Genomic DNA, 19,889 nt, shown 5'->3' with positions numbered 1-19,889 from the left:
TTTGCCTTTACTCGGGTTTGATCTTCTTGGCGCGTATGACCTTGCCCCACTTGGCCGTGTCATTTTTCAACAGCAGGGCCAGCTCCGCCGGGCTGGAGGCGGCGGGCTCGGCGCCGGACGCCAGCAGCTTGCTGCGCACGCCTTCGTTGGCCAGCGTGCGCCTGACCGCTTCATTCAGCCGTGTGATGTCGGCGGCCGGTGTGGCCTTGCCTACAAACAGCGCATACCAGTTGTCGGAGTCAACGCCGGCCATGCCCATTTCCTGGAAGGTCTTGACCTCGGGCAGCAGCGGGTGGCGGCGGCTGGAGGCGATACCGATGGGCTTGAGCTTGCCGGCCTTGATGAAGCCGACCAGGCCGGGAATGTCCCCGAAAAAGCCGTCCACATGGCCGGCAATCACGTCGGTGATGGCCGGCGCCGCGCCTTTGTAGGGCACATGCACCAGCGGCGCTTTGGTGGCGTCGGCCAGCAGCTCCATCGCCAGGTGCGGCACGCTGCCGGTGCCGGATGAGGCCATGGTGACGCCGTCCTTTTTCAGCCTGGCGTTGGCGATGAATTCAGCGCCGGTGTTGGCCGGGTTGCCCGCGCCGACCACCAGCAGCTCCACATTGTTGGCCACCAGCGAGACCGGCGCGAGGTCGCGCACAGGGTCATAGGGCAGCTTTTCATACAGCGGCGGGTTGATGGCCACCGCGCCCACGCTGGTCAGCCAGATCGTATTGCCATCGGGTGTGGCGCGCGACACATATTCGGCCGCGATCGCGCCGTTGGCGCCGGCCCGGTTCTCGATGATGACCTGCGAGCCCAACTCTTTGCCCAGTTGCTCGCCCAGGGTGCGTGCCACAAAGTCAACCGGCCCGCCGGGCGGGAAGGCCACCACGAGGCGGGTGATTTTGGCTTGCGCATAGACCGATGGGGCTGCGAAGCCCAGGGCCAGCGCGGCGGTGGTGAGCAGCAGGGCGGCCCTGCGGGGAATGTTTTTGCTTGTCATGGTGTTTTCCTTTGTCTCCGTGAAATCCCAATTTCTCAATTTCTGAACTTCTAAATTTCTAACTTTCTCAATCGCAACGCACCGACATGCCGCCGTCCACCACGATCTCGGTGCCGGTGATAAAACGGGCTTCGTCCGACGCGAGGAAGAGCGCAGCATTGGCGGTGTCGCGGCCGTCACCCATAAAGGGCAGTGGAATGCGCGACTGGCGCTGTTGCAACAGGGCGGTCACGTCGCCGCCGGTGCGTTGCTTGGCCAGGCGCACATCAACCATGGGTGTGTAAAGCTGGCCGGGCACCACGGTGTTCACGCGAACGCCCGCTTTGGCGTACTGCACCGCCACCACGCGCGAGAACTGGATCACGCCCGCCTTGGTTGAGGCATAAGCGACCTGGGCCGAGCCCGTCCAGCGCAGGCCCGAGGTCGAGGCGATGTTGACGATGGCGCCGGCCGCTTGCGCTTCCATCAGCGGCAGCACGTGCTTGCAGGCCAGGAACACGCTTTTCAGGTTGTGGTCAATCTGGGCGTCCCAGGTTTCCTCGGCCATTTCCACCGGGCCGCCGGCGGCCGAGCCGCCCACGTTATTCACCAGCACATCGATGCGGCCGAAACGGGTCACGCAAGCTGCCACAACTTCCGCGATGGAGGCCGACTGGGTCACGTCGCATTGCGCGGTGGCGATTTCGCCGCCTGCTTCCTCGACCAGGCGTACGGTTTCCTGCATGCGTTCGATGTCGCGGTCTACCGCAAACACGCGGGCGCCTTCCTGGGCAAAGCGCACGGCAATCGCACGGCCGTTGCCCCAGCCGGGGCCGACGGAGCCGGCGCCGGTGACGAAGGCCACCTTGCCTGCGAGGCGGCCGGCAACCGGCGAGTTGACTGAGTGAGTAGAGGCGTTCATGCGGGAAACTGGTAAAGGCGTTGCGGGTTTTGCACCAGCAAGCGGTCTTGCAAGTCGGGCGTGGGGGCGATGGCGGGCAACAAGTCCACCAGCGCGCCGTCGTCCGGCACATGGGTGTGATTGGGGTGCGGCCAGTCGGTGCCCCAGAGGCAGCGGTCGGGGAAGGACTCGACCAGGCGGCGAGCGAGGGCCACGCCATGTGCGTAGGTGTGGGGTGGGCTGGCGTCGATGCGGTCTGCGCCGCTGACCTTGACGTAAAACAGCGGGTCTTCCATGAGCGTGCACAGCGCACGGAAATCCGCATGGTCCGCGCCCAGCCGTGCATCGACGCGGGCCATGTGGTCTATCACCACCGGCACGGCCGAGGTTTTCAGCACCGGGCCCAGGTCGTGGATCAGGCTGCTGTCGAAATGCACCTGCAAATGCATGCCCAAAGGCGCCAGGCGATGGGTGAGGGCGACAGCCTGCTGCACCGTGGCGCCCTGGCCCAGGTGCTTCATGAAGTTAAAGCGCACACCGCGAAAGCCGGCGGCCATCAGGCGCCGCAGCTCGGCGTCAGGCACGTCGTGCGGCGCCAGCGCCACGCCGAGGTAACGTCCCCGGCCGGCCGAGATGGCGTCTTCCACCACCGAATTGTCAAAACCGTGGATGGCGGATTGCACGATGACGCAACGCGAGATGCCCAGCTTGCGGTGCAGGCTGAACAGGGTTTCGCGAGGAGCATCGGCCGGGGTGAAGTTGCGCGTGGCCGCAAACGGAAAGCGCGCGGCCGGCCCGAAGACGTGGACGTGGCTGTCGCAGGCACGCAGCGGCGGGCTAAAGCCCGGCTGTGAGGGCTCGGGCAGGTAAGTGAGGACGGGTTCTGTGTTCATGGTGCTGCCCGTATTCTGGTGCCCATCCACGGGGATTGGCGTGTCTTATTCTGAATATCAGTTATCGGAAATAACAATGACTTTAGAATGGCTGGAATCTGACTTTTGGGGAGCCCGCCATCGACCTGCGCCGTCTTGAGTACTTTGTGGCCGTTGCCGAGGCCGGCAGTTTCAGCAAGGCCGCTGCGGCGCTGGTGATGTCGCAGCCGGCGCTGAGCCAGCAGATCGCCACGCTGGAGCAGGAAACCGGCCACCGGCTACTGACCCGCACCGGCCGCGGCGCCGAGCCGACCGCAGCAGGGCTGGCCCTGCTGCAGCATGCGCGCGGCATTTTTGATTTGGCGGAGCGGGCCCGCGCCGACATGCGCGAGCGGCAACTGATTCCCAGCGGCCGCATCACCATTGGCCTGCCGCCCCGCGTGGCGCATGCGATGACGGCCGACCTGGTGGAGCGCTTTCGCGCGGAGTTTCCCGATGCCGCCATCAGTGTGGAAGAGGGCCTGAGCATCCGCCTGCGCGAAGGCCTGGTGGCGGGGCGGCTTGACGTGGCTGTGCTGTTTGACCCGCCGGCCTCGCCCTTGCTCGATGTTGAAACGGTGGCGCGCGAATCGCTGGTGCTCATGGCCTCCACGCCCTTGCCCGCGCGCATACGCCTGGCTGAGGTGGCAGCGCTGCCCCTGGTGCTGCCCAGCAAGCCCAACTCCTTGAGGCAGTTGCTGGAAAGCGAAACCAAACCCCGTGGCTACAACCTCAAGGTGGTGGCCGAGGTCGATTCGATCAAGACGGTGTTGTCACTGGTGGCGCGCGGCGTGGCGGCCACCGTGCTGCCGGCCAGCTCGGTGCGCGAGTGGACGCATGCCACGCCGCCTTTCACTGCCGCCATTCATGCGCCGCAAATCCGCAACCGCCTGTGCATCGCCGTGCCCAAGGCCAGGCCGGCTACACGCGTGAGCCGCTTTTTGGTGCAGCTGACGCGGCAATTGTGTGTGCAGCATTACGGTGAGGCGGCCCGGACGCGGCAAGCCTGAATGCTGTCTGTCAGCCTTTGGGTGGCTCTTGCGCGTCTGCCGTGGGTGCTTGGGCGGCTTTTTCGCGGGCTGCTTCGGCATCTGCAGTTTGCTGCAGGAGTTCTTGCGCTGCGCGTTTCTTGATTGCCTTGCTGCGCGCAGGCGCACCCATCAGGTAAACCACCAATGCCACAGGACCCAGTCCATAGAGTACAAAGGTAACCAGTGCACCCAGAAGTGTGCCGGTGCTGTTGGTGGCTTCGGCAACGCTCATCATGAGCACGACGTAGATCCAGGCGATGACAATCAAATACATAAATACGTAGAACTCCGGTGCCTGGCGGGTAATTTGTAATGCAAATCCTACGATACTGTTGGTGTACTCAAAAGAGTCACCGAGACTCAACATGATCGGGGAGACGAGATGAATTTTGACGCAAAGCAGGCCCAAGCGGCCCGGCAGATGCAAGAAACCTTTGCGGCAGGCCTGCAGCAGGCCATGGGAGCCCTGGCAAACGCCGGGGCAAGCGCCGGTTTGAACAACACCGGATTCACATTACCAGACGCGTTTCAAGCGGGCCAGGCCCAGCCGCCCCTGCAGTTCGACCCGGCCAAACTCCAGGAACTGCAGCAGCGCTACATCGCCGACGCCTCCGCCCTGTGGAACCAGGGCCTGCAAGACGGCGCAGACACCCTGGTGTCCTCCGACCGCCGTTTCTCCGGCGACGCCTGGAAGGCCAACCCGGTCTCCAAATTTTCCGCATCCGCCTATTTGCTGAATGCCCGCACCTTGATGGAGATGGCCGAAGCCGTGCAGGCCGATGCCAAAACCCGTGCACGTGTGCGCTTTGCGGTTGAGCAATGGATGGCGGCCACGGCGCCCAGCAACTTCCTGGCGCTCAACGCCGAAGCCCAGCAAAAAGCCATCGACAGTCGCGGCGAAAGCATTGCCCAGGGCATCACCAACCTGCTGCACGACATGAAGCAGGGCCATGTGTCGATGACCGACGAAAGCGTGTTCGAGGTCGGAAAAAACGTCGCCACGACCGAAGGCGCGGTGGTTTTTGAAAACGAATTTTTCCAGCTGCTGGAGTACAAACCGCTCACGGCCAAGGTGTATGAAAAGCCTTTCCTGCTGATCCCGCCCTGCATCAACAAGTTCTACATCCTCGACCTGCAACCCGAGAACTCACTCATTCGTTATGCGGTGAGCGAAGGCCATCGCACCTTTGTGGTCAGCTGGCGCAACCCCGACGAGTCCATGGCCGGCAAGACCTGGGACGACTACATCGAGCACGCCGCCATCAAGGCGATTGACGTGGTGCAGGAAATCACCGGCGCCAAAACGCTCAATGCGCTCGGCTTCTGCGTGGGCGGCACCATCCTCGGTACGGCGCTGTCGGTGCTGGCAGCGCGGGGTAAAAAGCCGGTGGCCAGCGCGACCCTACTCACATCTTTTCTTGACTTCACCGACACCGGCATCCTCGACATCTTCATCGACGAAACCTCAGTCAAGTACCGTGAGGCCGAGATGGGGCAGGGCGGTTTGCTCAAGGGGCAAGACCTCGCGTCCACCTTCAGCTTTTTGCGCCCCAATGACCTGGTGTGGAACTACGTGGTCGGCAATTACCTCAAGGGCGAAACCCCGCCGCCCTTTGACCTGCTCTACTGGAACAGCGATTCGACCAACCTGCCCGGGCCTTTTTATGCCTGGTACCTGCGCAATACCTACTTTGAAAACAACCTGATCAAACCCGGCAAAGCCGTGGTGTGCGGCCAGAAAGTGGATTTGCGCAAGGTCGACATTCCCGTTTACCTCTACGGCTCACGCGAAGACCATATCGTGCCGATTGGCGGCGCCTACGCGTCTACCCAGCATCTGCCGGGCAAGAAGCGTTTTGTCATGGGCGCGTCGGGCCATATCGCCGGCGTGATTAACCCGCCGGCCAAGAAAAAGCGCAGCTACTGGACCAACGACAAGCTGCCGCAAGGCAAATTTCCGGCCACGCAGGCTGAGTGGCTCAAAGGCGCGACGGAACACCCGGGCAGCTGGTGGACGGACTGGTCGGCCTGGCTAAAAGGGCACGCTGGCAAGCAAATTGCTGCGCCCAAAACCTATGGCAACCGCCAGCACAAAGTCATCGAGGCCGCACCGGGCCGCTACGTCAAGGCCAAGGCCTGAGCCGGATTTGCCATCCGGGCAGCACTTCAGGCAACACCTCAGCCAAAGCATTCTTCAAGACCGCATTCAGAAACTTTAAAAAGGGAACACATCATGGAAGACATCGTTATCGTTGCAGCCGGCCGTACCGCAGTGGGCAAATTCGGCGGCTCGCTGGCCAAGATTCCGGCCACTGAACTCGGCGCCGCAGTCATCAAGGGCGTGCTGGAGCGTTCGGGCCTGAGCGCCGACCAACTGGGCGAAGTCATCCTGGGCCAGGTGCTGACGGCCGGTGTGGGCCAGAACCCGGCGCGCCAGGCTGTCATCAAGGCAGGTTTCCCCAACGGCATTCCTGGCCTGACCATCAACGCGGTCTGCGGTTCGGGCCTGAAGTCCGTCATGCTGGCGGCGCAGGCTGTGGCCACGGGCGACAGCGAAATCGTGATCGCCGGCGGCCAGGAAAACATGAGCGCTGCTCCGCACGTGCTCAACGGTTCGCGCGACGGCCAGCGCATGGGTGACTGGAAGATGATCGACTCCATGATCGTCGACGGTCTGTGGGACGTTTACAACCAGTACCACATGGGCATCACCGCCGAAAACGTGGCCAAGAAATACAACATTGACCGTGCAGCGCAGGACGCCTTGGCCCTGGCCAGCCAGACCAAAGCCGCGGCCGCGCAAGACGCCGGCAAGTTCAAGGATGAAATCATCCCCATCACCATTCCCCAGAAAAAGGGCGACCCGGTGGTGTTTGCCGCTGACGAATTCATTAACCGCAAGACCAGCGCCGAAGGCCTGGCGGGCCTGCGCCCGGCGTTTGACAAGGCCGGCGGTGTGACGGCCGGCAATGCATCGGGTCTGAACGACGGCGCGGCCGCCGTGATGGTGATGACGGCCAAAAAGGCTGCGGCCCTGGGCCTCAAGCCGCTGGCGCGCATTGCCAGCTACGCCACCACGGGCCTGGACCCCGCCTACATGGGCATGGGCCCGGTTCCCGCATCCACCAAGGCCCTGCAGCGCGCCGGCTGGAAGGCGCAAGACCTGGACCTGCTGGAAATCAATGAAGCCTTTGCGGCGCAGGCCTGCGCGGTCAACAAGGAAATGGGCTGGGACACCAGCAAGGTCAATGTGAACGGCGGTGCGATTGCCATCGGCCACCCCATTGGCGCGTCCGGTTGCCGCATCCTGGTGACTTTGCTGCATGAGATGGCCAAACGCGATGCGAAAAAAGGCATCGCCAGCCTGTGCATTGGCGGTGGCATGGGGGTTGCCCTCACACTGGAACGCTGAATATCAGGTAGAACAGCCTCTGGCGGGCATGAATTGTGCGTAAGCAGCTATTAAATCAATAGCGCACCGCAAGAAGGCAGCTCAAATAGTTCAAGCGTTCAAGAAATTCAACGGTTTTAAGAATTCACAAAATCAAGGAGAGAGTTATGGCAAAGAAAGTAGCGTACGTCACGGGTGGTATGGGCGGCATCGGAACCGCCATCTGCCAGCGGCTGGACAAAGACGGGTATACCGTGGTGGCGGGTTGCGGCCCCACGCGCGACTACACCAAGTGGCTTGACGAGCAGAAAGCCCTGGGCCACACCTTCTACGCCTCGGTGGGCAATGTGGGCGACTGGGACTCCACCGTGGCCGCTTTCGACAAGGTCAAGGCCGAGCATGGCCCCGTGGCGGTGCTGGTCAACAACGCCGGCATCACGCGTGACGGCCAGTTCCGCAAGATGAGCAAGGCCGACTGGGACGCGGTGATTTCCACCAACCTCAACAGCATGTTCAATGTGACCAAGCAGGTCATTGAAGGCATGATCGAAGCCGGCTTCGGCCGCATCATCAACATCTCGTCGGTCAACGGCCAGAAGGGCCAGTTCGGCCAGGTGAACTACTCCACCGCCAAGGCTGGCCTGCACGGCTTTACCATGGCGCTGGCGCAAGAAGTCGCCTCCAAGGGTGTGACCGTCAACACCGTGAGCCCGGGCTATATCGGCACCGACATGGTCAAGGCCATTCGCCCCGATGTGCTGGAAAAGATCGTGGCAGGCGTGCCGGCCAAGCGGCTTGGCCAGCCTGAAGAAATCGCGTCCATCATTTCCTGGATCGCCTCTGACGAAGGCGGCTACGCCACCGGCGCGGACTTCTCGCTCAACGGCGGCTTGCATATGGGCTGAGCGCAGGGTTCTGCGCGCTTGCCAAAAACCCGCTCAGGCGGGTTTTTTTATGTGCAGCGTTCGCGATATGGATGCGAACACCCTGCAATGCCGTGGGGATTTTTTGTGAGGGCCCAAGAGGCAACTGTAGTAAATTAAAGAAACGTGTTCTACGGGGACAGCCTGCTTGCCGGGCTGCGTCGCAGGCCTTCCTTGGAGTCTTGACGGGCTCTTAACCGCTTTTTAAAGGAATCCCTTTCGCATGCCCCATAGCGTCTCTTTGATCAGCACCATCGCCGCGGGCCTTGGCCTCGCCCTGATTTTTGGCTTTCTTGCCGTTCGGCTTCGCCTGCCTGCGCTGGTCGGTTATCTGCTGGCGGGCGTGATCATCGGGCCGTTCACGCCCGGCTTTGTGGCGGATGCCGAGATCGCCAGCCAGCTCGCAGAAATCGGCGTGATGCTGCTGATGTTCGGTGTGGGCCTGCACTTTTCACTGGATGACCTGCTGGCGGTACGCAAGATCGCCATACCCGGCGCTGTCGTCCAGATGACGGTTGCCACAGCGCTGGGCATGGGCCTGGCGCACTGGTGGGGCTGGAACCTGGGCGGTGCGCTGGTGTTCGGCCTCTCGCTGTCGGTGGCCAGCACGGTGGTGCTGCTTCGCGCGCTTGAAAGCCGCGGCATCCTGGACTCTGTCAATGGGCGCATCGCGGTCGGCTGGCTGGTGGTGGAAGACCTGGCCATGGTGCTGGTGCTGGTGCTGCTTCCGCCGCTGGGTGGATGGCTGTCGGGCAAGACCAATGCGGACGTCAACGAGCTGTGGAAGACCCTGGGCGTCACGCTGTTGCAGGTGGGAGGTTTTGTCGCCCTGATGCTGGTGGTGGGGCGCCGCTTCTTCCCGTGGGTGCTGTGGCAGGTGCAGCGCACCGGCTCGCGCGAGCTGTTTACCTTGTGCGTGGTGGCGGCTGCTGTGAGCATTGCCTTCGGCGCGACAGCGCTCTTTGGTGTGTCGTTTGCGCTGGGCGCCTTCTTTGCCGGTATGGTGATGCGTGAGTCAGAGTTCAGCCACCGGGCGGCGGAAGAGTCGCTGCCGCTGCGCGACGCTTTTGCCGTGCTGTTTTTTGTCTCGGTCGGCATGCTGTTCGACCCCTGGGTTCTGGTGGAGCGGCCGCTGCAGGTGCTGGCGGTGGTCGGCATCATCATCGTCGGCAAGACGCTCGCGGCCGGCGTGCTGGTGATGGCCTTTCGCTACCCGCTGAACACGGCCTTGACGGTCTCCGCGAGCCTGGCGCAAATCGGCGAGTTCTCATTCATCCTGGTGGGCCTGGGCGCTTCATTGGGCCTGCTGCCGCCCGAGGGCCAAAGCCTGGTGCTGGCGGGTGCGCTGATCTCGATCGCACTCAACGAACTGGTTTTCAAGTCGGTCGAGCCGCTGCAGAAGTGGATACTGGCCAAATCGCCGCTGGCCCGCAAGCTGGAGGCGCGCGACGACCCGATGGCCGAGCTTCCGGCTACAACGGACGAGAAGTATTTGTCACACCATGTCGTGTTGGTGGGCTACGGCCGGGTAGGGCGGCGCATCGCCGACGCGCTCAAGGCCCACCACATTCCTTTTGTGGTGGCCGAACAGAACCGCGAAGCGGTGGAGCGGCTGCGGGAGCAAGGCATGGCAGCGGTGTCTGGCGATGCCGTCGAGGCGGAAGTGCTGATTCAGGCCCACATCGCGCAGGCGCGCATGCTGGTGATCGCCACGCCCGACACACTGGATGTGCGGCAGATTGTGGCGACGGCGCGGGCGCTTAACCCCGGCATCGAAACCGTTGTGCGTACCCACAACGAGGCCGAAGCGCGCTTGCTGGACAACGAGAAGGCCGGCAAGGTGTTCCTCGGCGAGCACGAGTTGGCCCAGTCGATGACGCGTCATGTACTGGAGCGCGCGGCGGCTGCCGCCTCAACCGGCGCGCATTAATCAGGCTTTGGCTTTGGCCCGCAGCACGGCCGAGCGCACCAGCGACAGCCTGTCATTGCCGAAATACATGTCCTCGCCCACAAAGAAGGTGGGTGAACCGAATGCGCCGCGGCGGATGGCTTCATCGGTATTGGCCTTGAGCTGCTCCTTGATATCGGGCTGTGCAATGCCCGCCAGAAATGCATCGGCGTCAATGCCGGTCTGGCGGCAGATGGCGGCCAGCACTTCGTCCTGCGAGATGTCTTCTTCGCGGGTGAAATAAGCCGCGAAGGTGGCTTCGACAAATTCAAGGTAGTGCGGCTGCGCCGCGGCATCCTGCGCAATCCACAGGCAGCCGCGCATGGCTTTGACGCTATTGACCGGAAAAACCTTGGGCGGGAAGGCGATCTTCAGGCCCGCTTCGCGCGCGCTGTCCTGCACATCCTTGAGCATGTAGCGGTTCTTCGGCGAGTTCATGTCTTCCCGCGCGGCGTAAACGCCCTTGTTGACGCTGTTGAAGATGCCCCCAACCAGCACAGGCCGCCAGCGAATGGTTTCGCCGAGTTCAGCCGCCATGGGCTGGATATTGCGAAAGGCGATGTAAGTCCAGGGGCTGGAGCAGTCGAAGAAGAATTCAATCATGGATGTCTCGTTTTTAAGGGGAGAAAGGGAAGTCAGGAAACCTTGTGCGCGCCGTCCCGCACGCTTTGTGCAGTCTGGCCGAACAAGGCCTTGCGCGCTTCTTCGGTCAGTGCCGGTGCACGCAGTTCCTTGCCCAGGTCCAGCCCGCGCTTGACGGCCGGCCTCTCAAACAGGGCGTCGTACCAGCGCTGCACATGGGGAAATTTTTGCAGGTCTACCTGCTGGGCCTTGTGCGTGCGCACCCAGGGGAAGATAGCCATGTCGGCAATCGAATAGCCGTCGCCGGCCACATGCGCGCCGGTGCGCGCCAGCTGTGCATCGAGCACGCCGTAAAGGCGGTCGACTTCTTTGCCGTAGCGCTCAATGGCGTAGGGGATTTTGTCGGGTGCATACAAAAGGAAGTGGCCGTTTTGCCCCGCCATGGGGCCCAGCCCGCCCATCTGCCACATCAGCCACTGCATGGCCTGGTAGCGCTCGCGCAGCTCGTTGGGCAGAAAGCGGCCGGTCTTTTCAGCCAGGTACATGAGGATGGCGCCGCTTTCAAACACCGCCACGGGCGCGCCGCCGCCGGCGGGTTCATGGTCAACAATGGCCGGCATGCGGTTGTTGGGGCTGATGGCCAGAAACTCCGGCGCGAACTGTTCACCCTTGCCGATGTTCACGGGAAGCAGCCGGTAGGGCAGGCCGCACTCTTCGAGCATGATGGAAATTTTCCATCCGTTGGGGGTGGGCCAATAGTGCAGGTCAATCATGAAAAATCCTGGTGAATGCGTGAGATGTATTGAGCGCTAGATCAGTGGCGCCAGCGACGGATGGTCGGCGGCGATTCGCAGCGCTTCGCTGCCGCCGGGCTCCATCATCCGGAAGTCCGAGAAGTCAAAGCCCGGCCCCACCGTGCAGGCGACGAGGGTGTAGCCTGCGGTGTCGGCCGGTACTGGCCTTGCGGCCTGCCACAAGCCGGCGGGCACGATGTGTTGGGGGGTGGTGACCGCGTTGACAGGCCCTAGCGTCGTGCGGCTCAGTGTGCTGTCCGTTGCGTCCCAGATCCAGAGGTCCACCGGCGCACCCTCCAGGTGGACCCAAACCTCATCGGACAGCACGCGGTGCCAGCGTGAGTGCTGCCCGGCTTCGAGCAAAAAATAGATGGAGGTCAGCGCGTTGCGCGCGGGCCGGCCGTCCTGCGGCATGACCTGCTTCCGGGAGCGGAACACCTCGCGGTACCAGCCGCCTTCGGGATGGGGCTGGAGTTGCAGCTGTTCGATTAGTTGCAGGGCGCGGGGTGTGCTTGGAGGAATGGCATTGCTGGGCAGAGGCATGAGGCGCAGTGTGCCTCAAAGCCGCCAGGGCTTTCAATCAGCGGCGATTGCCCGTTGACCCGTGGGGGACAGGCTTGACTTCGGGTGTTTATTCCAGGTCTTCGATAGCCAGGCTGTGGTACTTCTGGGCATAAGAAAAAGGAACCCTGCGCACCACCGCCATGATGCGTTCCGTGGTGTCCTTATTGGGCACAGGAATCATCAGCGCATGGTGGCCTTCCCGCGCCAGGTCCACGTACTTGTGCACGGTCGCGCCCTCGGTGCCGACGCGCGGCAGGCGCACATCCGAATGGCCGTCCGCATGGCTGATGCTGTCGATGATCTCGTCCGGTGTCAGCAGCATCACGCCGTCGCTGGCCACTTCAAGTTCATGGGCCACTTGTCTGGCATCGTCCGGGTCCGGGAACATGATGAAGGCGTAGCCGGTGGGATAAAACACACCGCCCATACTGAGCATTTTTTTGGTCAGTTCAAAGTGCTTCATGGCGAGTCCTTTCATGGATTGCGTTGCTTCAACGAATCATTAAGGCGCGGAAAGGGGGAATTTCCGGTCAGCGTTTACATCCTCTTCCTGTAAGACGTGAACGTCAATCCCCCCCGTCCAGGCTCACTGCGTGTAGCCTGTTCCCCCCTCAAGGGGGCGGTGCCTGCGGTCTGGCAAAGCCAGTCCCGCGGCACCCACTGGTAGTGCTCATTGAAATCTTCAACCCAGCATGAGCCGCGGAACCGGCTTTGCCGGGCCGCAGGGCGGGCGGCCCCCGTGGGGGGCAGGGAATTACACGCAGTGAATGACCGTGGGGGCTTAATTGATTTCTTCGAGCTTCACGGTCGGCTCAGCCATCACACGCACCGTGCTTTGCAAGCCGCGCACGATCTGGTTGGCGAAAAAGCTGCTCTGGGTGTCGGGCTCAAGCGCCGCCAGCACCAGGTTGGCCATGGGCTGGTTGAGGGGCACGTAGTAGCTGCCGCGCGGCACGTCGACCACGCCGCGTGTCAGGCTGACCTGCACCTTGATGATGGCGTTGGCGTCAGCAATCGCGCCGCGCACGTCCTGGCGCTCTCCGGAGGTGCTGGAGGTTTCGCGATAGCTGTCACCCAGCATGGAGCCTTGCTCGGCCACGCGCATGACTTGCACGCCATGCAGACGCAGCCTGTCCACAGCCACGGTGGACGCCGCCGACAGCCAGTAGCCGCAAGGGCGCGCACGTGACTTGAGGTTGCGCAACGCCAGCGCGGAGTCCCAGTCGACGGAGAGGGATCTGTCGGCACCTGTCACAGGGTCCAGCATGATCAGGTCGTACTGGGCTGCCGTGGCGCCGGCTTCGACGACGGCTTGCTCTTTGCAGGCCTGGGCGGCGACTTCCTTGTCGAGGTAAGGTCGCAGCTGGTGCAGCTCGTTGGCGCGCTGCGCGGTGCTGGCCAGCACACTGGTGATGGCGGTGACATGGGTGTGCACGCGCCGCTGGATATGCAGGCGGCCTATTCCGACGCCACGCGTCTCGATCAGCAGGCTCACGGCGTTTTTCAGGCCATTCACATTGCGGCCGGTGTCCGGCTGCGTGCCGCCCATGGAGATTTTTTTGTCGGCCAGATCGCTGGACGTGGTGTAGTACCACTCGGTGCTGAGGTTCTGGCTCTTGAGCGCCGCCAGCAGCGGGCGGCGGTACCACTCTTCGGACGCCTTGGTCAAAAACTCGGGCAGGTTGGCGGTGGTGGCGTACTGGAACAGCGCGTCGAACTTCTGCACCGTGCCGAACTTTTGCAGGTAGCGGCCCACCACGGTGTATTCATGGGCATCCACCACCACGGTCGGGCTGTAGTCGCGCGCCAGCCGGGCCAGCGCCTGGGCTTCGGGCGTGTTGAGCAGCAGGTGGTCGCGGTTCATGTCCAGCCCGCCGGTGGTGGCGCGCTGGTCGCTGGCCGCGCCGTCCGGGTTGGCGCGTGGAACGATCACGACGTTGATGCGTTCCAGCACGGGTGACAGCAGGCCCTGCGCGAGCTCACGCGCAATGACCAGCAGCGCCTCGCTGCCGGCGGGCTCATCGCCATGCTGCTGGCCGACCAGCAACACCGTGGGTTTGCCCGCGGCCTGCAGTACGGCGGGGTCTGTGCCGCCTGCGCGGGTCAGCACCAGCGCCTCCAGAGCCTCACCGCGCTGCGAGCGGCCGATCGGCAATACGCTCGCCCGCACGCCGGGTGAACGCGATGCGGCCGCCGCCTGCTCGCGCAGCCAGCCCTGAATCTCGGCCTGGCTGGTGAACGTGGTGCGTCCGGGTTGCAGCCCCGGTGTGTTGTAGGTCACGGAAGGCGCGGGGAAACGGGCGGCCACCGCGGCGCTGTAGGGAGCGGCCTGGTCGGCGGCAGGTGATACAGGGGATGCAGGCGAGACAGGTGATGAGGGCAGGGCGGCCGGCGCCACGGGGGCAACCGGCGTCACCTGGACCACTGCCGGCGCCGGGCGCTGTGCAGCGGGCGCCGCAGGAGCGGGGGCTGGCGCGCTCGCGGCGGGGCCGGGCAGAGCGGCTGGTGTCCAGGGCGGCAGGGGCGTCGATGCGCAAGCGGCCAGCAAAACCAGGGGCGCCATCACGGCAAGAGGGCGCACACGAATGATGGGGCGGGGAATAAGCAACGCGTGAGAGGCTATCGGGAGGGGGCGCGTCATTGTCATCGTCCTTTTCATCCTTTTGAAGTCCTGTTCCTCATTCCTGTATCGGGGGCACGGTTTGATCTCGTGGCGTGACTGCTCATGTTACCTGCACGGTGGTGCGGCGGCGTGACAAGCGGGGCTATTTCGGCAGAGTTCGTAAGCAGCCTGTTACGGTGCAAAACCCCACCCGGGCCGGATGGCGCTCTTTCTGGGAAAATGCCTCATGCCTGCCCAGTCCGCCCCCCCGATTTCGCTTCTGCGCCCGACAGGCGCCGGCACGCCTGCATCCGGTGATTTCTCCGGCGATTTCTGGCGCCTGAGTGTGGCGCCGATGATGGACTGGACCGACAGGCATTGCCGGCACTTCCATCGCTTGCTGTCGCGCAATGCCCTGCTCTATACCGAAATGGTGACTACCGGCGCGCTGATTCATGGCGATGTGGAACGCCACCTGCGCTTTAACGCGGAAGAGCATCCGGTGGCACTGCAACTTGGCGGCAGCGAGCCCGCCGATCTGGCCCGCTGCGCCCAGCTGGGTGAGCAGTGGGGCTACGACGAGATCAACCTCAACTGCGGCTGTCCCAGCGAGCGTGTGCAGCGCGGGGCCTTCGGCGCCTGCCTGATGGCCGAACCGCAACTAGTGGCCGATTGCGTCAAGGCCATGGTCGATGTGGTGGATGTGCCCGTCACTGTGAAGCACCGTATCGGCATCGACAAGGCTGAAAGTTATGACTTTGTGCGCGACTTTGTGGGCACGGTCAGTGAGGCTGGTTGCAAGGTGTTTATGGTGCATGCCCGCAATGCCTGGCTCAAGGGTTTGTCGCCCAAAGAAAACCGTGAAGTGCCGCCGCTGCGCTATGAGCTGGTGCACCGGCTGAAAAAGGAATTCCCGCATCTGGTCATCGGTATCAACGGCGGCATCAACACCAGCGCGCAGGTGGCCGAGCAGCTTGCTGGGCTCGATGGCGTGATGGTTGGCCGCGAGGCCTATCACAACCCCTGGTGGCTGGCGTCGTGGGACACCGAGTTCTTCGGCGACGCCGCCCCCGAGGAGAGCCTGACGCGCGAACACATAGAGTCGCTGATGTGCGACTACATGGTCCGCGAAGCCGCCGAGCACGGCACGCCCAAAAGCGCCATCGCGCGCCACATGCTGGGCCTGCGCAACGGCCTGCCCGGTGCGCGGCGCTGGCGCCAGGTCTGGAGCGACCACCGCCTGCGCGATGTGCCGCCGCATGCCGTGATGGCGATGGCGCATGAAATGCCCGCCTCGCAGCCACACGAGCCTGCAGACGCTACGGCCATGGCCGATGCCTGATACCGCGCAGAAACAGGCGCGGCAGGCGCTAGCCCTGCTATGGCTGGTGCCGGCGCTGTGGACGGTGAACTACATCGTGGCGCGCAAGGCGCCTGGGGTGATAGGCCCTTATCTGCTGGCCTTCGGGCGATGGGGCCTGGTGGCGGCCTTCCTGCTGGTACTGACCCGTTCAGAACTCTGGCGGCAGCGCGCCGACATTGCCAAAGTGTGGTGGCAGTACCTGATTCTGGGCACCTTGGGCATGATGATTTGCGGCGCCTGGGTGTACCAGGGCGCTCGCTCCACCGGGGCGATGAACATTGCACTGATTTATTCCGCGTCGCCGGTGCTGATCGGTCTGGGCGCCGTGCTGTGGCTGGGTGAGCGCTTTGGTGTGCGTCAGGGGCTGGGCGTGGCGCTGGCGATCGCGGGTGTGGTGCATGTGGTGGTGAAAGGGCAGTGGACGGCGCTGGCCGATGTGCAATTCGCCGCCGGGGATTTGTGGATCGTGGCTGCGACGGTGTCGTGGGCGGCTTACGCGCTGCTGCAAAAACAATGGCCCAGCCCGCTGGGCGCGACGGCCCGCCTTGCCGCCATCTGCATAGGCGGCACGCTGGTGTTGATTCCGCTGACCGCCTGGGAAATGTCGCAGCCCGATGCCTTGCCGCTCACGGGCTATGGCCTCTGGCTGATCGTGGTGGCCGCGATTGTGCCGGGGCTGGGCGCCTACTGGATTTACGGCTGGGCGCAAAAAATCCTGGGCGCCAGCCGTGTGGCTGTGTCGCTTTACCTGGGGCCGCTGTATGCGGGGCTGGTGGCCTGGGGCGTGCTGGGTGAGCCCTTGGGCTGGCATCACGCGATAGGCGCCTTGCTGATTCTGCCCGGCGTCTTTCTGGTGACGGCCAAGCCGCCGGCGCCGGTCAGGCCGCCGCTTCCAGCCCGTTCCTGAAATGCTCGCGCATGCGCTGCGCGGTGGCGTCTGCGTCGCGTGCGGCCAGCGCCTGCATGATGGCGCGGTGTTCGGCCAATGACTCTTCGATACGGCCGCTTTTGAGCAGCGAGTTGTGGCGGTTGAGTTTCATTACCTTGCGCAAATCGGCCACCATCTGGTCACGCCAGCGGTTGTTGGCGATCTCCAGCAGGCGCATGTGAAAGGTTTCATTGATCTCGAAGAAACGTTCGCGATTGCCGGCGGCTTTTTCCAGCTCGTTGTGCAGGCCTTGCAGTTCTTTTAACTGTGAGGCGGTGGCCTGGGTGGCCACCACGCCGGCAGCGTCACTCTCCAACAGCGCGAGCAGGTGGTACACATCGGCCAGGTCGCGCTCAGAGACCTCGGTCACATAAGCGCCGCGCCGCACCTTCATGGTGACCAGGCCCTCGGTGGCCAGCACTTTCAGGGCCTCGCGCAGCGGGGTGCGGCTGATGCCGTATTCCTCGGCCAGTTTGAGCTCGTCAATCCAGCTGCCCGGCACCAGCTCGCGGTTGAAGATGCGCTGGCGCAAAAGCTCCGCCACTTCTTCGTAAAGTGCTCGGGGGGTCAGGGACACGGCGGCCATGGGCATAAGGGTGTTTTTTGGGTGTGCGAAAGCTCGGGATGCGCTGCTTCCCGTCAGCGCTCAAGGCTAATTAAGTGGCATCTTACCGCAAACTGAATTTTGCATCAATAATTATAAATGATGTAAACTTGGCCAAATTCATGACTTCCTCTCATGCCGGGCCTATGCTGTTCCCATCGCGGTACCCGGTGTGAAGACCCGTTACGGTAAAACCCATCCCATCCATCCCATGCTCAAGCCCAGCCAAGCACCCGAATTTCCCGCAGCCAGCCTCGAAGCCTGGGCTAAAGCCGCAGCCAAATCGGCGCCCGGCGGCGATGTGGGCGCACTGAACTGGCAGACGCCGGACGGCATCAGCGTCAAACCGCTCTATACGGCCGAAGACACCAAAGACCTTCCCCATACCAACACGCTGCCGGGGTTTGAGCCTTTCATCCGCGGCCCGCAGGCCACCATGTATGCGGTGCGTCCTTGGACGATTCGTCAGTACGCAGGTTTCTCTACAGCGGAGGAATCAAACGCCTTCTACCGCAAGGCGCTGGCCGCCGGCGGGCAGGGTGTGTCGGTCGCGTTTGACCTTGCCACACACCGCGGCTACGACAGTGACCATCCGCGTGTGACCGGCGACGTGGGCAAAGCCGGCGTGGCGATTGACTCGGTTGAGGACATGAAGATCCTGTTCGACCAGATCCCGCTGGACAAGGTCAGCGTCTCCATGACCATGAACGGCGCGGTGTTGCCGGTGCTGGCGGGCTATGTGGTCGCGGCCGAAGAGCAGGGCGTGAGCCAGGACAAATTGAGCGGAACCATCCAGAACGACATCCTCAAGGAGTTCATGGTCCGCAACACCTACATCTTTCCGCCCCAGCCCAGTATCCGCATCATCGGCGACATCATTGAATACACGGCGCAGAACATGCCGAAGTTCAACTCGATCTCGATTTCGGGTTACCACATGCAGGAAGCCGGCGCCAATCAGGCGCTGGAGCTGGCCTTCACTCTGGCAGACGGCAAAGAGTATGTGAAAACCGCGCTGGGCAAAGGCCTGGACGTGGATGAGTTCGCCGGGCGCCTGAGCTTTTTCTGGGCCATCGGCATGAACTTCTACCTCGAAGTCGCCAAGATGCGCGCTGCCCGCCTGCTGTGGTGCCGCATCATGAAGGGCTTTAACGCCAAGAGCCCCAAGAGCCTGATGCTGCGCACGCACTGCCAGACTTCAGGCTGGAGCCTGACCGAGCAGGACCCTTACAACAACGTGGTGCGCACCACCATCGAGGCCATGGCTGCCGTGTTTGGCGGCACGCAAAGCCTGCACACCAACTCGTTTGACGAAGCGATTGCGCTGCCCACCGAGTTCAGCGCCCGCATCGCCCGCAACACCCAGCTCATCATCCAGGAAGAAACCCATATTCCCCATGTGATCGACCCCTGGGCCGGCAGCTACATGATGGAAAAGCTCACGCAGGACATGGCCGACGCCGCCTGGGCCATCATCGAAGAAGTCGAAGCCATGGGCGGAATGACCAAGGCCGTGGATAGCGGCTGGGCCAAGCTCAAGATTGAAGCGGCCGCGGCCGAAAAGCAGGCGCGCATCGACAGCGGCAAGGATGTCATCGTCGGCGTCAACAAATACAAACTCAAGACCGAAGACGCCATCGAGTCACGCGACATCGACAACGTGGCGGTGCGCGACGGGCAAATCACCCGGCTCAAGGCCATCAAGGCCAGCCGCGACAGCGCGGCGGTGCAAGCCGCGCTGGACGCCTTGACGGCGGCGGCCGAGAATAACAACGGCAATCTGCTGGACCTCAGCATCAAGGCGGTGCGCCTGCGCGCCACCGTGGGTGAGGTCAGCGATGCCCTCGAAAAAGTTTACGGGCGCCACCGCGCCGATACACAAAAGGTGACCGGTGTGTACGCTGCCGCTTATGACTCGGCCGAAGGCTGGGAAACCCTCAAGACTGAGATCAACGCCTTTGCTGAAGAGCAGGGCCGCCGCCCGCGCGTGATGATCTCCAAGCTCGGCCAGGACGGGCACGACCGCGGCGCCAAGGTGGTGGCCACGGCTTTCGCCGACCTGGGCTTTGACGTCGACATGGGCCCGCTGTTCCAGACGCCCGAAGAATGCGCGCGCCAGGCGATTGAAAACGATGTGCATGCGGTGGGCGTCTCTACATTGGCCGCCGGCCACAAGACGCTGGTGCCGGCCATCATCGCCGAGCTCAAAAAGCAGGGCGCCGACGACATCATCGTATTTGTCGGTGGTGTCATCCCACGGCAGGACTATGAGATGCTCTACGAAGCCGGCGTGAAGGGCATTTACGGTCCGGGCACGCCTATCCCGGCCAGCGCCAAGGATGTGCTGGAACAGATTCGCGCTGCTGTGGCGAAGTGA

18 protein-coding genes are annotated in these 19,889 nt (G+C 63.2%); 8 read left to right on the top strand and 10 right to left on the bottom strand.

The genetic code is table 11. From position 1 onward, the window contains the following. Positions 1-7: 7 nt before the first annotated feature. The 3 genes from BM408_RS06900 to BM408_RS06890 all read right to left on the bottom strand — a co-directional run bounded on the left by BM408_RS06900 (position 8) and on the right by BM408_RS06890 (position 2,764). On the bottom strand, positions 8-991 hold the full coding sequence (locus tag BM408_RS06900) for a Bug family tripartite tricarboxylate transporter substrate binding protein (RefSeq protein WP_092128243.1): 984 nt from the start codon (positions 989-991) through the stop codon (positions 8-10). Positions 992-1,058: 67 nt separating this feature from the next. After that, complete coding sequence (locus BM408_RS06895) at positions 1,059-1,892, bottom strand: SDR family NAD(P)-dependent oxidoreductase (protein WP_092128241.1); 834 nt, start codon at positions 1,890-1,892, stop codon at positions 1,059-1,061. Further along, a complete protein-coding gene (locus BM408_RS06890; protein WP_175541712.1) occupies positions 1,889-2,764 on the bottom strand; it encodes an amidohydrolase family protein in 876 nt (291 codons plus the stop codon). Before BM408_RS06890 ends, BM408_RS06895 begins: the two co-directional genes overlap by 4 nt. A 98-nt stretch (positions 2,765-2,862) precedes the next feature. Between BM408_RS06890 and BM408_RS06885 the strand changes: the two genes are divergently transcribed. Continuing rightward, on the top strand, positions 2,863-3,792 hold the full coding sequence (locus BM408_RS06885) for a LysR family transcriptional regulator (RefSeq protein ID WP_371326996.1): 930 nt from the start codon (positions 2,863-2,865) through the stop codon (positions 3,790-3,792). A 10-nt stretch (positions 3,793-3,802) separates the two neighbouring features. Here the strand turns inward: BM408_RS06885 and BM408_RS06880 are convergent, their stop codons facing one another. Further along, entirely contained in the window at positions 3,803-4,180 is a 378-nt protein-coding gene (locus BM408_RS06880) for a hypothetical protein (RefSeq protein WP_371326994.1), read from the bottom strand. A 15-nt stretch (positions 4,181-4,195) separates the two neighbouring features. Here BM408_RS06880 and BM408_RS06875 point away from each other — a divergent pair, with 15 nt between their 5' ends. The 4 genes from BM408_RS06875 (at position 4,196) to ybaL (ending at position 10,057) form a co-directional block, all read left to right on the top strand. Beyond that, a complete protein-coding gene (locus BM408_RS06875; RefSeq protein WP_092128234.1) occupies positions 4,196-5,953 on the top strand; it encodes a PHA/PHB synthase family protein in 1,758 nt (585 codons plus the stop codon). Between the two features lie 93 nt (positions 5,954-6,046). Continuing rightward, positions 6,047-7,225 (top strand): acetyl-CoA C-acetyltransferase, encoded by a 1,179-nt coding sequence (locus BM408_RS06870; protein WP_092128232.1) that lies wholly within the window; start codon positions 6,047-6,049, stop codon positions 7,223-7,225. A gap of 146 nt (positions 7,226-7,371) precedes the next feature. Next, positions 7,372-8,109 (top strand): acetoacetyl-CoA reductase, encoded by a 738-nt coding sequence (gene phbB / locus BM408_RS06865; protein ID WP_092128230.1) that lies wholly within the window; start codon positions 7,372-7,374, stop codon positions 8,107-8,109. A gap of 241 nt (positions 8,110-8,350) precedes the next feature. Then, positions 8,351-10,057 (top strand): cation:proton antiporter domain-containing protein, encoded by a 1,707-nt coding sequence (ybaL, locus tag BM408_RS06860; protein ID WP_092128228.1) that lies wholly within the window; start codon positions 8,351-8,353, stop codon positions 10,055-10,057. Here ybaL and BM408_RS06855 read toward each other — a convergent pair whose 3' ends face one another. The 5 genes from BM408_RS06855 to BM408_RS06835 form a co-directional block, all read right to left on the bottom strand. Further along, positions 10,058-10,678, bottom strand: coding sequence for a 2-hydroxychromene-2-carboxylate isomerase (locus tag BM408_RS06855; protein ID WP_092128226.1), 621 nt, complete (start codon positions 10,676-10,678; stop codon positions 10,058-10,060). Between the two features lie 32 nt (positions 10,679-10,710). Beyond that, positions 10,711-11,430, bottom strand: a complete 720-nt coding sequence (locus BM408_RS06850) for a glutathione binding-like protein (RefSeq protein ID WP_092128224.1) — start codon at positions 11,428-11,430, stop codon at positions 10,711-10,713. A 36-nt stretch (positions 11,431-11,466) separates the two neighbouring features. Beyond that, positions 11,467-11,994 carry a cupin domain-containing protein gene (locus tag BM408_RS06845; RefSeq protein WP_092128222.1) on the bottom strand — a complete coding sequence of 176 codons (528 nt, stop codon included), beginning with the start codon at positions 11,992-11,994 and terminating at the stop codon, positions 11,467-11,469. Between the two features lie 88 nt (positions 11,995-12,082). Continuing rightward, positions 12,083-12,478, bottom strand: a complete 396-nt coding sequence (locus tag BM408_RS06840) for a hypothetical protein (RefSeq protein ID WP_092128220.1) — start codon at positions 12,476-12,478, stop codon at positions 12,083-12,085. A 318-nt stretch (positions 12,479-12,796) separates the two neighbouring features. After that, positions 12,797-14,662, bottom strand: coding sequence for a M14 family metallopeptidase (locus BM408_RS06835; protein WP_092128218.1), 1,866 nt, complete (start codon positions 14,660-14,662; stop codon positions 12,797-12,799). A 202-nt stretch (positions 14,663-14,864) separates the two neighbouring features. Here BM408_RS06835 and dusA point away from each other — a divergent pair, with 202 nt between their 5' ends. Continuing rightward, positions 14,865-15,959, top strand: coding sequence for a tRNA dihydrouridine(20/20a) synthase DusA (dusA, locus tag BM408_RS06830; RefSeq protein ID WP_092128553.1), 1,095 nt, complete (start codon positions 14,865-14,867; stop codon positions 15,957-15,959). Beyond that, positions 15,952-16,887 (top strand): DMT family transporter, encoded by a 936-nt coding sequence (locus tag BM408_RS06825; protein WP_092128216.1) that lies wholly within the window; start codon positions 15,952-15,954, stop codon positions 16,885-16,887. Before dusA ends, BM408_RS06825 begins: the two co-directional genes overlap by 8 nt. Here the strand turns inward: BM408_RS06825 and BM408_RS06820 are convergent. After that, positions 16,859-17,494, bottom strand: a complete 636-nt coding sequence (locus BM408_RS06820; protein WP_092128551.1) for a GntR family transcriptional regulator — start codon at positions 17,492-17,494, stop codon at positions 16,859-16,861. The genes BM408_RS06825 and BM408_RS06820 overlap by 29 nt on opposite strands. Before the next feature lie 229 nt (positions 17,495-17,723). Between BM408_RS06820 and scpA the strand changes: the two genes are divergently transcribed. Then, positions 17,724-19,889 (top strand): methylmalonyl-CoA mutase, encoded by a 2,166-nt coding sequence (gene scpA / locus BM408_RS06815; protein WP_092128214.1) that lies wholly within the window; start codon positions 17,724-17,726, stop codon positions 19,887-19,889.

The organism is Polaromonas sp. YR568 (assembly GCF_900116715.1).
Lineage (GTDB): Bacteria > Pseudomonadota > Gammaproteobacteria > Burkholderiales > Burkholderiaceae_C > Polaromonas.
This window is presented reverse-complemented; position numbering and strand designations above follow the sequence as displayed.

Excerpts from the sequence above, each read along its gene's own strand:
- BM408_RS06855 (WP_092128226.1), bottom strand. The coding sequence starts at position 10,678 with ATGATTGAATTCTTCTTCGACTGCTCCAGCCCCTGGACTTACATCGCC.
- phbB (WP_092128230.1), top strand. The coding sequence starts at position 7,372 with ATGGCAAAGAAAGTAGCGTACGTCACGGGTGGTATGGGCGGCATCGGA.
- ybaL (WP_092128228.1), top strand. The coding sequence starts at position 8,351 with ATGCCCCATAGCGTCTCTTTGATCAGCACCATCGCCGCGGGCCTTGGC.
- BM408_RS06880 (WP_371326994.1), bottom strand. The coding sequence starts at position 4,180 with ATGTTGAGTCTCGGTGACTCTTTTGAGTACACCAACAGTATCGTAGGA.
- BM408_RS06870 (WP_092128232.1), top strand. The coding sequence starts at position 6,047 with ATGGAAGACATCGTTATCGTTGCAGCCGGCCGTACCGCAGTGGGCAAA.
- dusA (WP_092128553.1), top strand. The coding sequence starts at position 14,865 with ATGCCTGCCCAGTCCGCCCCCCCGATTTCGCTTCTGCGCCCGACAGGC.
- BM408_RS06850 (WP_092128224.1), bottom strand. The coding sequence starts at position 11,430 with ATGATTGACCTGCACTATTGGCCCACCCCCAACGGATGGAAAATTTCC.
- BM408_RS06820 (WP_092128551.1), bottom strand. The coding sequence starts at position 17,494 with ATGGCCGCCGTGTCCCTGACCCCCCGAGCACTTTACGAAGAAGTGGCG.
- scpA (WP_092128214.1), top strand. The coding sequence starts at position 17,724 with ATGCTCAAGCCCAGCCAAGCACCCGAATTTCCCGCAGCCAGCCTCGAA.
- BM408_RS06875 (WP_092128234.1), top strand. The coding sequence starts at position 4,196 with ATGAATTTTGACGCAAAGCAGGCCCAAGCGGCCCGGCAGATGCAAGAA.
- BM408_RS06845 (WP_092128222.1), bottom strand. The coding sequence starts at position 11,994 with ATGCCTCTGCCCAGCAATGCCATTCCTCCAAGCACACCCCGCGCCCTG.
- BM408_RS06825 (WP_092128216.1), top strand. The coding sequence starts at position 15,952 with ATGCCTGATACCGCGCAGAAACAGGCGCGGCAGGCGCTAGCCCTGCTA.
- BM408_RS06890 (WP_175541712.1), bottom strand. The coding sequence starts at position 2,764 with ATGAACACAGAACCCGTCCTCACTTACCTGCCCGAGCCCTCACAGCCG.
- BM408_RS06900 (WP_092128243.1), bottom strand. The coding sequence starts at position 991 with ATGACAAGCAAAAACATTCCCCGCAGGGCCGCCCTGCTGCTCACCACC.
- BM408_RS06835 (WP_092128218.1), bottom strand. The coding sequence starts at position 14,662 with ATGACAATGACGCGCCCCCTCCCGATAGCCTCTCACGCGTTGCTTATT.
- BM408_RS06895 (WP_092128241.1), bottom strand. The coding sequence starts at position 1,892 with ATGAACGCCTCTACTCACTCAGTCAACTCGCCGGTTGCCGGCCGCCTC.
- BM408_RS06840 (WP_092128220.1), bottom strand. The coding sequence starts at position 12,478 with ATGAAGCACTTTGAACTGACCAAAAAAATGCTCAGTATGGGCGGTGTG.